Origin of the sequence: Pedobacter sp. MC2016-14 (assembly GCF_020991475.1) — a bacterium.
In the GTDB taxonomy this organism is placed as follows: Bacteria; Bacteroidota; Bacteroidia; order Sphingobacteriales; family Sphingobacteriaceae; genus Pedobacter.
In genome coordinates this window covers 703,267-715,770 of record NZ_JAJMPA010000003.1, presented here as the reverse complement: position 1 = coordinate 715,770, position 12,504 = coordinate 703,267, and the positions used below count along the sequence as shown (strand labels likewise).

Sequence of the window (12,504 nt, the reverse complement as noted above, 5' to 3'; positions counted from 1 at the left end):
TTGCATTATAACAAATCTATGTAAATCGGTAATGACATCCCATTTATCTTTGTAAGCATAAAAAGTTTAAATGCTTTATCACATATGGAAACCTTAAAATTTAAAACAAATATTAAATGTGCAGGATGCATAACTACAGTTACACCCTATTTAGATAGTCTAGCTGGCATTGAATCATGGAATGCAGATGTTCATGATCCCAATAAAATTTTAACAATAACTTCCAGCGGGCAACTTGAAGCTAACCAGGTTATTCAAATCCTTGAAAAAGCAGGTTACAAAGCTGAAGAAATTTAAAGATCACGCCTCCTGCATGCGTTGGCACCTATATAACATCTTCGTCTTATCAAAATATGGGTTGATCTTTATCTAATCCTTTAATAGGCCAAACGCATACCCTTAAGATCAATTAACCATTGGAATGTTAAAAATTATCTATCTGATAATGTGTTTTTTGTGAGATATTTTTAAATATTTTAAAATTTATAAAACTTTTTGTCGCAGACTGCGTTTTATATATAGTTTGTTTGGTTTAGGTTTATCTGTGGTGGATAAACCATCTAATAACAGGGATGCCGTCAAAACGTATCCCTGTTTCTTTTTATAGCGGGAAAGCCGTCTCATGTTTGCCGTTAGAAATCACTACCGAACTTTGTAAAGTTCCAATATTAGGTAAGCTACCCAGTTTCTGCAGTAAAAAATCATTGTACTTGTTCATGTTTGGTGTTACAACCTTTAAAATAAAATCAAATGCTCCTGTGGTGTGGTAGCATTCCATTACCTCAGTAAAAGAATTTATTTCATGTAGAAAAGAAACCAAAGCATCTTTTGAGTGCTCCTTTATTTGCACCTGTAAATAAGCAGTCATGTATTCTCCAACTCTCGTATGGTCAATGATAGCTACATATCTTTTAATATACTTTAGATCTTCCAATCGTCTTACGCGGTCATAAATTGGCGTGGGAGATTTTTTAAGTTTATGTGCCAGTTCTTTATTGGTCAAATGCGCATCTTTCTGTAAAAGATTAAGTATCGCAATGTCAGTGGTATCTAAAACATATTTGTCCATAGTGAGGTTTTTACGTAAATCGTTACTAATCTGGGCTGAGATTTAATTTTTTACTTTAGAATTTTATTCGGTTTGCCAATAAAAATATATGCCTATAAAGATAATATATCCTAAGCTATCTATGTAAAAAAGATTTATTATCTGTTTTTTGAGTGTTATCAGATAATAATTAATAAAACCACTGATCTTTATGCGTCTCCTAATCTAACCAAATAAGCATATGAGAGCTTTAAAAATTTCACAATCTATTACCAATCGCAATTCCGATTCGATAGAAAAATACCTTGCAGACATTGCTAAAATTGAACTTTTAAGCGCAGAAGAAGAAATTAACCTTGCCCGTAAAATAAAAATGGGCGATCAGTCTGCAATGGACAAGTTGGTTAAAACAAATTTGAGATTCGTAGTGTCGGTCGCTAAAAAATATCAGAACCGCGGTTTAGCCTTGGCAGATTTAATCAATGAGGGAAATCTGGGGCTCATCAAAGCGGCAGGTAGGTTTGATGATACAAAAGGCTTTAAGTTCATTTCTTTTGCAGTATGGTGGATTCGTCAAAATATAATGCAGGCCATATCAGAACACAATAGAGTGGTGCGGTTGCCTGCCAATCAGATAGCAGGCATTATGCGTATTAAAAAGTGTAGTTCCGAATTGGAACAGCAGCTGGAGCGTGAGCCAACACTAGCTGAACTCAGTGAGCTGGTAGATATGACAGAAGAAAAGATCAATGATCATTTGTGGAATGCACCAATGTCTTACTCGCTGGATATGCAAAGTAGTGAAGATGGCTTTACCTTAATGGATGTGCTTGAGCAAGCTGGAGAACCCGAACCTGATGCTTCTTTGATGACAGACTCCAGGAACGATGAGCTGGGCAGGTTGCTACAGGCCTTACCCATCCGGGCGCAAGAAATCATTACTTTGTTCTACGGGCTTTATGATCATCCTGCGCTTAGCCTGGATGACATTGCCGAGAGGTATAACCTGGGCCGGGAACGCGTAAGGCAAATTAAAGATCAGGGACTGAAATTGCTAAGGGTAAAAGTTAAAAGTAACATGGTAGCTGCAGATTATGCCATGTAGCAATTGATAAAGCCAAATGTAATCTTAAATTTGGGTTGATATTTGTTAGGTTTAAAGCACATAACATTTAACCGTTAATAAATGAGAGATTACGATGCAATAGTAATTGGCGCTGGCCAGGCAGGTGTGCCACTTGCAAAAAAAATGGCTGCTGCTGGTTTAAAAACCTTACTCGTAGAAAAAAGAGCGGTAGGTGGTACCTGTATTAATGATGGATGTACCCCTACAAAAGCAATGATAGCTTCGGCAAGAATGGCTTATTTGGCTAAAAGAAGCGATGATTTGGGAATTGAAATCCCCTCCTATAAAGTCAATTTCGAAGCTATCATCCAACGAAAAGATAAGATTATATCACTGTTTCGTGGCGGATCTGAAAAAGGCATAGAGAAAACAGAAAATCTTAACCTATTATACGGTGAAGCTAAGTTTGTAGATGATCATACGGTTTACATTAACGAACACGATGGAAACTTTGGTAACTATACTGCTAAAAAAATCTTTATAAATACTGGTTCAAGCCCAGTAATTCCCGAAATTGAAGGGATTAATGACGTGGATTATTTGACTTCTACCAGTATCATGGAGCTAACTGAAATACCAGAGCACCTGCTGATCATTGGCGGAGGCTATATCGGCTTAGAATTTGGGCAAATGTTTAAGCGTTTTGGTGCTCAAGTGACTTTGCTGGAAAAGTCACCATTGCTAATGCCTAAAGAAGATGATGATGTCTGTGTTGCCATGTCAGAAATATTTAAGGAAGATGGAATCGAAGTTGTTACTGCTGCAAAAGTCAAAAGGTTATCTAAATCATCAACTGGAAATATTATTGCAGACGTTGAAATTGAAAATAAAAGCCGTCAATATACCTGTAGCCATATCTTATTAGCCTCAGGAAGGGCCCCTCAAACAAAAAAACTAGGCCTCGAAAACACCAGTATCGAATGTGATGAACGTGGGTATATTAAGGTGAACGAATATCTGGAAACAAAAGCAAAAAATGTATATGCACTGGGCGACGTTAAAGGAGGTCCTTCCTTTACCCATATCGCCTACAATGATTATGTAATTGTTACCAATAACTTATTGGCTAAAGGAGAAAAATTAGATACATTGGATCGCATGGTTCCTTACTGTATGTTTACCGATCCTCAGTTGGGCCGAATTGGCATTACAGAAAGAGAAGCGAAGGAGCAGGGGATAGATTATATGGTTGCAAAGATCCCAATGAAAAATGTCGCCCGGGCTATTGAAACTGCAGAAACAAGAGGCTTGATGAAAGCTGTAGTAGATCGCAAGTCGAAGCAAATTTTAGGCGCTGCAATTATTGGTGAAGAAGGGGGAGAGATCATGACTGTTTTACAGATGGCTATGATGGGGAAAATTACATACGATCAAATTCGCTTCGCCATCATCGCACATCCATTATATGCAGAATCTTTAAATAATCTTTTTATGTCCATTCATGATTAAAGTAGAAAATCTTGTAAAAAGATATAATGGAACCACTGTTGTAGATCAGCTCAGCTTCGAAATTCAGGAAGGACAAAATTTAATGCTTCTGGGTACCAGCGGTTGCGGAAAAACCACCACACTCCGCATGATCAATCGTTTAATAGAACCTGATGAAGGGGCTGTTTATTTGAACAACGAGAACATTAACCTGCAGCAGCCAGAAGTACTTCGAAGGGGAATTGGTTATGTATTGCAAAACCATGGACTTTTTCCTCACTACACCATTGCCGAGAATGTGGCCATCGTTCCTCAACTCTTAAAATGGGATAGTAAACGTATTCGCCGGCGAACATTAGAGCTTTTTGAAAAACTTAAACTGGAGATTGCCCTGCTCAATCAATATCCGGGATCATTGAGCGGCGGTCAGCAGCAGCGTGTAGGATTAGCCAGAGCATTAATGACCAGCCCATCTGTATTGCTAATGGACGAGCCCTTTGGTGCGTTAGATAACATTACCAGGATAAATATCCGGAAGGAATTTAAACAACTGGACGAACTTGTTAAAAAAACGATTATTATGGTTACCCACGATGTTCAGGAAGCCTTTGAACTTGGCGATGTAATTTGCCTGATGGACAAAGGAAAAGTGATGCAGGTTGGTACGCCCCGGCAATTGTTGTTTAACCCTCAAAATGAATTCGTTACAGAGTTCCTTAAAGAGCAGCGCATGCAACTGGAATTAAAAACTTTGGAACTTACCGATGAGCGCTCAGTATGGGATGCCATGTTGGGTTGGACAGCTGAGGAGCTCAGAAATGCAATGTTGACCTACCAAAAATAATATGGATCAATCCCAAAGCTTTTTCACGTTTATTGCCCAGCAATCTGATAAGTTACTAAGCCAAACGCTCAGCCATCTTAGCCTAACATTAATTTCTTTACTGGCGGCTATTCTTGTTGCAGTGCCTTTGGGTATTCTCATCGCAAGAAAACCTAAAACTTCAGGCATAGTACTTGGTATTGCTGGAGTTTTACAAACTATACCCAGTATCGCCTTATTAGGCGTCATGATACCCCTGTTGGGAATAGGACCAAAGCCTGCTATACTTGCGCTTTTCCTGTATGCCCTTCTGCCCATTATCCGTAATACCTATACAGGCATTACCGAAGTAGATCCCGCAGTTAAAGAAGCTGCAAAGGGGATGGGAATGAATACCTGGCAAATTCTGGTTAAAGTTGAGTTGCCACTTGCTTTTCCAGTTCTTATGGCTGGAATACGTACTGCAACTGTCATTAACGTTGGCGTGGCTACACTAGCAGCTTATATAGCAGCAGGTGGTTTGGGCGAATTCATTTTTGGAGGCATAGCGCTAAACAATTCAAATATGATTCTCGCCGGCGCAATCCCAGCGGCTTTACTGGCCATTTTGTTGGACCTTTTACTTTCGTTTGTTCAAAAAATCAATCTTAAATCCTTTAAGCTCATATACCTCCTCGCTCCATTTATTATCGTGTTGTCCACTTCCTTTTATCTACTTCCCGTTCAAATCGGCAATCGTATGCTGGCAGGCTTTACACCAGAGTTTATGGGGCGTAAAGATGGGTACCTTGGTTTAAAAGAAGTATACAGGTTAGGAATAGAAACAGTTGTGATTAGCGATGCAGTTATGTACAAAGCTGCTTATGAAGGTAAACTTGATATCATTAGCGGTTACAGTACTGATGGACGTTTAAAGGCTTATGATCTTGTCACCCTTAAAGACGACCAACATATTTTTCCGCCTTATTATGCGGCGCCCATTATCAGACAAGAAGTACTTTATCGATATCCCGAGCTGGAATCGGTACTAAACCAATTGTCCGGAACGATCAATGATTCCCTGATGACAGTACTCAATTATAAAGTAGATCATCTCAAACAGAGTCCAGAAAAAGTAGCAATGGATTTCATCGTCGCAAAAAAGCTATTCAAACCTGCTGGTAAAAAAAACAAAGGTACCATCCGGATTGGCTCAAAGATATTCGGCGAACAGTACATTCTCGCCCAAATGTATAAAATACTCATCATGGGCAATACAGATCTAAACGTTGCAACCAAAACAGGCTTGGGGGGTACTAAAATTTGTTTTGATGCTTTAATTAATAATGAGATTGATTTTTATCCGGAATATACAGGAACAGGCTTCCTGGTATTGCTAAAACCAGCGCAATCTGTCATCCAAAAATTAAATGCAGATCCAGCTGCTGTTTATGAATATGTAAGCACAGAATTTAAACAGAAATTTAATGTGAAGTGGCTTAAGCCGATAGGTTTTAACAATACCTATGCATTGATGATGAGACGAGAACAGGCACAAACTTTGCAGATCAATAGCATAACAGATTTAACCAAACATTTAACTAAATAAAGCATGTCACTTTGGAAGCAGTATGCCAAAGTCAGGGCGCATAGCGTACTGATTTGTTCGAAATTGCAAAAGGAAGATTATGTGGTGCAACCCATAGTAGATGTAAGTCCACCAAAATGGCATTTAGGGCATACAACATGGTTTTTTGAAACATTTATCCTGATCCCTCATGCTGCAGCATACGTTCCCTATAACATAGAATACAATTATGTTTTCAATAGTTATTATGAAAATATTGGGGCTAGAGTAATTCGTACAGATCGTGGCAACCTAAGTCGGCCTACTGTAGATGAAGTATTTTTATATAGGGCTTATGTAGATGAAGCGATGGAAGGCTTTTTAAGCACAAGCCCAAATGCTGAAATCGAAGCGTTAATGCAATTAGGCTTAAATCATGAAGAGCAACATCAAGAACTGTTGTGGTATGATATTAAATATATTTTAGGACATAATCCCCTTTTCCCTGCTTACAGTACTGAAACAATAGATCAAAATTTAGCTGATACCACTGCCAATACAGAACATTGGATTGATATTAGCGAAGGTGTTTATGAAATAGGTTTTAATGGTTCAGGCTTTCATTTTGATAATGAATTGGGCAGGCATAAAACGTATATTCAGGATTTTAGTATATCCACAAAGCTGGTCAGTAATTCAGAATATCTTGATTTTATACAAGATGGAGGTTATAGCAACTTCAATTTATGGCATGCCGAAGGATGGGATTGGGTTAATGAAAATCTGATACAGTCACCAATGTATTGGTATAAAATAGAAGATTGTTGGTATAGCTACACCCTTTCAGGATTACGGCCAATAGCAGCTGCGAAACCGGTAAACCATATAAGTTATTATGAAGCTGCAGCCTTTGCACAATGGAAGGGAATGCGCTTGCCAACAGAATTTGAATGGGAAGTTGCGGCTGCTCAATTACAATGGGGTAACTTATGGGAGTGGACCGAAAGTGCATATCTTCCATATCCTGGATTTTCGAAGGCCGCAGGAGCATTAGGAGAGTACAATGGCAAATTTATGGTTAACCAAAAGGTACTTCGGGGCGCATCAGTTGCCAGCTCATTAAACCACAGTCGGTCAACCTACAGAAATTTTTTTCACCCTCAATTAAGGTGGATGTTTAGCGGAATCAGGCTTGCAAAATAAACCATGGAACAATTTTTAAAAGAGGTTTTACGAGACCTGAATCAAAGCCCAAAAAGCTTGAACTCCAAATATTTTTATGATGAAGCAGGAGATAAGCTCTTTCAGCAGATTATGGGTAGTGTAGAATATTACCCCACGAATTGTGAAATGGAAATTTTCAAAACGCGTACAAAGGAGCTTGCATTAACATTAAAAAATGGCTTTGCTGAATTTGATTTGGTTGAGCTCGGAGCGGGGGACGCCACAAAATCCAGTTATCTGCTTGCTGAGCTTCATGAACAAGGTGCAGATTTCACCTACATGCCTATAGACATCTCTTCTAGTATGGTCAATTACCTGGAAAAAAATCTTCCCAATGCCATACCAGGACTTAAAGTAACAGGTTTAAACGGAGAATATTTTGAAATGCTCCAAAAAGCCTATGCAATATCTTCACGTAAAAAGGTAGTGCTCTTTCTGGGAGGTAACATCGGTAACTTTAAACCTGATGAAGCCCTGGATTTTTGTAAAAGGTTACGTACCCTGCTAAAACCAGACGACTTGCTACTGATTGGTTTCGATCTAAAAAAGCATCCGCGCGTCATCCGTGCAGCGTATAATGATGCAGCGGGATACACCCGTGATTTTAACCTTAACCTGCTTAAAAGAATCAACCGCGAACTAAAGGGAAATTTTATCCTTAGCCAGTTTGAACATTATCCATCCTACGATCCCTCTACCGGTGCATGCAGAAGCTACCTGATCAGTTTGACGGATCAGGTAGTAAATATCTCAGACCATACCTTTCATTTCAAAGAAAATGAATATATTGATATGGAAATCTCTCAAAAATATAGTGTCGAAGAAACCGATGCTATTGCAAGAGCGGCAGGTTTTAAACCGATTGCACATTTCTATGATTCAAAAAAATGGTTTCTCGATACCGTGTGGTCAGGTGTGTAAACATGGGAATTTGTTTACTCCACAATATGAGAAATAATTGCTCGATTTATTAGAAAGGGCCATATTAAAGCCAAATCAAGCCGCTTTTTTAATTGGCTCGTATTTTGAAAATGGCCTTAACCTATCAACTTAATATAGATGTTATAAATGCACTTCGGTAAAGATCAAACGGAACTCCTTAATATGCTAGATGAAATAGAAGATTATGCTATTTTATTTTTAGATAAAGAGGGGAACATTGTAGACTGGAACAAAGGAGCAGAAAACATCAAAGGATATAGCTCAGCCGAAGTTATTGGTAAAAATTTCAGAATCTTCTATACGGAGGAAGATTTGCTGAATGGAAAGCCCGAATCCCTGCTTCAGGCAGCCGTAAAACTTGGTAAAGCATCAGATGAAGGCTGGCGGGTAAAAAAAGACGGACACCGTTTTTGGGGCAGCATCCTCATTAAAGCCATGTACGATGAAAATAAAAATGTACTTGGATTTTCTAAAGTTACCCGGGACCTCACTGAAAAAATGAGGAAAGACAGGGCAATACGGAACTATGCCAGAGAATTAGCTGCTTATAACAAGCAATTAGAGCAGTTTGTCTACATCGCTTCTCATGATTTACAAGAGCCCTTGTTAACCGTAACCAATTTTATTGATTTATTAAAAGAAGAATATTCTGGAAGCCTGGATAACGATGGGCTGCTTTATCTTAGCTATATCTCTCAATCTGCTGAGCGGATGAAAGAACTCATTAAAGGATTGCTGGATTACTCCAGGATCGGTGTGAGCAGGATTAGTACTGTAGATTGCGAAATTTTGGTAGAACAGGTTAAAAATGATTTGCATTCCAGTATTCAAAAAAGCGGTGCTAACATTTATTTTAATAATTTGCCGGTAGTAAATGGGAATGAAACCCAAATCAGACAACTTTTTCAAAATCTAATCAGTAATGCTATAAAATTTAGAAAGCCTGGTAGCATTCCAGAAATAGAAATATCCGCTGAAAAGCAGGAGCAGGGTTGGAAATTTTTAGTTAGAGACAACGGAATAGGCCTGGACGAACGCTATAAAGAGAAAATATTTGTTATTTTTCAGCGTTTAAACCATAGGTCAGAATATGAAGGCAACGGAATAGGCCTTGCACATTGCAAAAAAATTGTAGAGCTTCATGATGGTGAGATTTATGTAGAATCAACCCTTCAGCAAGGCAGTACTTTTTGTTTCACCTTAAACAAATAATCCCCATAATGAAAGCTGATAAAAGCGAAGATATACAACCGATAATTAAATATAAAGGCCTTAATTGTGTTTTATTAATTGATGACGATGTGCCGACCAACTTTATACATCGAAAGATACTTTCTACATCAAACATAGATGTGGATGTAAAATCCATCACATCTGCCAGGGAGGCTTTAGAATTTTTAACCTCTTCCGGAAAGTATGAAAACATCGAAATGGATGCTCCCAGACCTGGATTGATCTTTTTAGATATCAATATGCCTGGCATGAGTGGATGGGATTTTATGCAGGAGTATGGGACGCTGGATCAACGTCAGAAAGAAGAAATCAAAGTAATCATGCTAACTACCTCGACTAATCCAGACGATGAAGCATTAGCTATGCAGAATAAAGAAATTGTAACCTTTATGCATAAGCCACTCACAAGGCAGATTTTTAATAAAATTGCCAGTGAATATTTTGAAGTATTAACATAATCAAAAATTACCCATATAGTTTCCATAGATTTGGGTTCAGTACTTAAATGCAATGGAAAACATCAAGTGTGATATCATTATTTCCGGTGGGGGAATGGCAGGCTTAAGCCTGCTTTATCGTGCCTTAAAGGAGGGCTTATGGCATGATAAACATATTGTTGTTGTAGATAAACATTCAAAGCAAAATAACGACAAAACCTGGTCGTTCTGGAAAAAAGAGCAGACAGATTTTGATGAAATCATATCCCATAGTTGGAATGATCTTTTGTTCTATTCCAATTCTGGAAAGCAATTACATCTTGACGCTGCTCCCTATACTTATTGTACCATTCGTAGTCTTGATTTTTATAATTTTGTACTTGCTTACTTAAAAACCTTCCCCAACGTTTCCTTTTACCTGGATGAAGTTAGATCATGGTATCACAAAGACCAGCAAAGTTTTCTGCATACCGCGCGCTATCAGTTTGCAGGTGAATTTTTATTTAATTCTATTTACCAGAAACCAGTTTTACATTCGCACAGTCAGTATTTTTTACAGCATTTTAAAGGGGTTATTATACAATTAAACGAACCTACACGCCTACGTGCCGCTCATTTAATGGACTTTAGAACCAGTCAGGAGCATGGAACAACCTTTTTTTATACCCTGCCGCTTAGTGAATCTGTAATTTTTGTGGAGTATACCATTTTTTCTAAATCTTTGTTAAGGCCAGCTGAGTATGACGCAAAAATTGAGACCTATATAAATGACGAATTAAATATAACCCAATATAAAGTTATTGAAGAGGAATTTGGTGCTATCCCAATGACAGATCATATGTTTAATCGTTTTGATGGCTCTATTGTAAATATCGGTACTGCAGGAGGTGATACAAGAGCCAGCACAGGATATACTTTCATCAATACACAAAAAACAATCTCAAAAATACTTCATAGTTTGAAACAACACGGCCATGCCAGTTTCGGTGCAGAAACAATAGCTTTAAAACAACAATTGTATGATAGCACCTTGCTAAATGTTTTAGATGGAAACCGTTATCAGGGGCACCAATTGTTTTATGATTTATTTAAAGGCACACCTGCTTCAACCATTTTTTCCTTTCTGGATGCAGAGACGTCTATTTTTGAAGATCTTCAAATCATGAAAAGTTTAAGAGTAGCTCCATTTTTAAAATCATTCCTTGCTGCGGTTTACAGGAAATTAAGGGGATAACCATTGCCTACATGTCATAAAAAAAGCCCGCAAAATTTTTGCGGGCTTTTTTTATATCCGGAATTGAATCTGGATGATCTAAACAAGGTTTAGAACAATGAGAATTCAACTCTTCTGTTTTGCTGACGACCAGCAGCAGTTTTGTTTGTAGCAATTGGTTGGTTTGGACCGTAACCAGTTGCTTCAATTACTGATGGGTTAGCACCTTGAGACACTAAGTAAGCTTTAACAGCTTCTGCTCTGTCTTTAGATAAACGTAAGTTTAAAGCCATTGAACCAGTGTTATCTGTGTGGCCAGCTAATTTAAGGCTAAAGTTTTTCTCAACCAATAAAGCAGCTACACGGTTCAAAGTTTCATAAGATTTAGCTTTAATTGTAGCTTTACCCAATTCAAACTCTAAGTTTTTAATTGCTTCACCAACAACTTTACGGTCAGCTTCAGTTACAATAACTTTTTCTCTGATAATTTGAGAAGGAGCTCTTAGTGGACAACCAGCACCATCAACAACTGTTCCTGATGGAGTACCTGGACATTTGTCAAATTTGTTAGCTACACCATCACCATCATCATCACCCATTTCCTGAGCATATTTAGCAGCAGCAGCTTCTCTATCTCTTCTTGCATTTTCTTCTTGTGTAGATAATGCTCTTCTTAACTCAGCACTTTCAGCAGCAGTTTGCTCACGTAAAGCAGCCAATGCACTGTAGTTTTGCAATTGAGGACTAGATTTTTTACCCAGTGCAAACTCTAAACCAGCGTGTGCATAAGAGAATCTGTCATTAGCATTACCAACTAAGCCGTCAAAATTATGAGATTTCATGAAGTTTACGTCATAACCAAAATCAAGGTTAATCGTGTTAGATAATCCCAATTTAAAACCTGCACCAACCGGTACAAACCAGTTTTCCTGGAAACCATCATTAGTACCACCTACAAAGTTAGTAGCAGCACTAGATGACATGTAACCGGCACCAGCAGTTAAATAAGGTGAAAATACACCATTTTTATGGTTTAAGCTTAAGTTAGCAATTGTAAAATTAGCTTTTAAAGCTGCAGACCAGTCAATTCTGGTAGAGAAAGTAGAAGCATCTCTTTGAGCAGTTGTAAGAGAAGCACCGTTTGCTCTCATACCTTCAACTTTACCAGCTAAGAAGTCAGCCTGTAAACCAAATCCAGGAGTAATTTGTTTTTTGATGTAACCACCGTAACCCCAGCTCTCTTTCGGCGTGTAATAATCACCATTGTTACTGTTGTTGAAAGGTGTGTAGTGAGTAAGCATACCACCGTTTAAACCAATTGACCATGTGCGGAAATCTTTTTTATCAAAACGTTTCGTTGTATCCGAGTCCTGAGCAAACAGTGCGCTTGATAGTCCTACTAAGGACAGTACCAAAGCCGATTTTGTAATTTTTAAGTTCATTTTTGTATTCATTAGATGTCATCAGCTCGTTTATTACTGATT

General features: G+C 38.1%; 12 protein-coding genes. 10 read left to right on the top strand and 2 right to left on the bottom strand.

Features of this window, described 5'->3' with window-relative positions:
• Positions 1-84: 84 nt before the first annotated feature.
• Positions 85-297 (top strand): heavy-metal-associated domain-containing protein, encoded by a 213-nt coding sequence (locus LPB86_RS18530; RefSeq protein WP_230692901.1) that lies wholly within the window; start codon positions 85-87, stop codon positions 295-297.
• A gap of 304 nt (positions 298-601) precedes the next feature.
• Here the strand turns inward: LPB86_RS18530 and LPB86_RS18525 are convergent, their stop codons facing one another.
• Positions 602-1,069, bottom strand: coding sequence for an Lrp/AsnC family transcriptional regulator (locus LPB86_RS18525; RefSeq protein WP_230692900.1), 468 nt, complete (start codon positions 1,067-1,069; stop codon positions 602-604).
• Positions 1,070-1,289: 220 nt separating this feature from the next.
• On the opposite strand from LPB86_RS18525, the gene LPB86_RS18520 reads away from it, so the two are divergent.
• The 9 genes from LPB86_RS18520 to LPB86_RS18480 all read left to right on the top strand — a co-directional run bounded on the left by LPB86_RS18520 (position 1,290) and on the right by LPB86_RS18480 (position 11,041).
• Positions 1,290-2,153, top strand: a complete 864-nt coding sequence (locus LPB86_RS18520) for an RNA polymerase sigma factor RpoD/SigA (protein ID WP_230692899.1) — start codon at positions 1,290-1,292, stop codon at positions 2,151-2,153.
• 81 nt (positions 2,154-2,234) lie between these two features.
• A complete protein-coding gene (locus tag LPB86_RS18515) occupies positions 2,235-3,623 on the top strand; it encodes a mercuric reductase (RefSeq protein WP_230692898.1) in 1,389 nt (462 codons plus the stop codon).
• Complete coding sequence (locus LPB86_RS18510) at positions 3,616-4,446, top strand: ABC transporter ATP-binding protein (RefSeq protein WP_230692897.1); 831 nt, start codon at positions 3,616-3,618, stop codon at positions 4,444-4,446. Before LPB86_RS18515 ends, LPB86_RS18510 begins: the two co-directional genes overlap by 8 nt.
• Position 4,447: 1 nt before the next feature.
• On the top strand, positions 4,448-6,013 hold the full coding sequence (locus LPB86_RS18505) for an ABC transporter permease/substrate-binding protein (RefSeq protein ID WP_230692896.1): 1,566 nt from the start codon (positions 4,448-4,450) through the stop codon (positions 6,011-6,013).
• A gap of 3 nt (positions 6,014-6,016) precedes the next feature.
• Positions 6,017-7,174: an ergothioneine biosynthesis protein EgtB gene (gene egtB, locus LPB86_RS18500; RefSeq protein ID WP_230692895.1), complete on the top strand. Its 1,158-nt coding sequence runs from the start codon at positions 6,017-6,019 to the stop codon at positions 7,172-7,174.
• A gap of 3 nt (positions 7,175-7,177) precedes the next feature.
• The gene (gene egtD / locus LPB86_RS18495; protein ID WP_230692894.1) at positions 7,178-8,116 is read left to right on the top strand and encodes an L-histidine N(alpha)-methyltransferase; all 939 of its coding nucleotides are present in this window, start codon (positions 7,178-7,180) and stop codon (positions 8,114-8,116) included.
• 183 nt (positions 8,117-8,299) lie between these two features.
• Complete coding sequence (locus tag LPB86_RS18490; protein ID WP_230692893.1) at positions 8,300-9,349, top strand: ATP-binding protein; 1,050 nt, start codon at positions 8,300-8,302, stop codon at positions 9,347-9,349.
• Between the two features lie 8 nt (positions 9,350-9,357).
• On the top strand, positions 9,358-9,828 hold the full coding sequence (locus LPB86_RS18485; RefSeq protein ID WP_230692892.1) for a response regulator: 471 nt from the start codon (positions 9,358-9,360) through the stop codon (positions 9,826-9,828).
• 52 nt (positions 9,829-9,880) lie between these two features.
• Positions 9,881-11,041 carry a lycopene cyclase family protein gene (locus LPB86_RS18480; protein ID WP_230692891.1) on the top strand — a complete coding sequence of 387 codons (1,161 nt, stop codon included), beginning with the start codon at positions 9,881-9,883 and terminating at the stop codon, positions 11,039-11,041.
• A gap of 89 nt (positions 11,042-11,130) precedes the next feature.
• Here the strand turns inward: LPB86_RS18480 and LPB86_RS18475 are convergent, their stop codons facing one another.
• A complete protein-coding gene (locus LPB86_RS18475) occupies positions 11,131-12,462 on the bottom strand; it encodes an OmpA family protein (RefSeq protein WP_230692890.1) in 1,332 nt (443 codons plus the stop codon).
• Between the last annotated feature and the right edge of the window lie 42 nt (positions 12,463-12,504).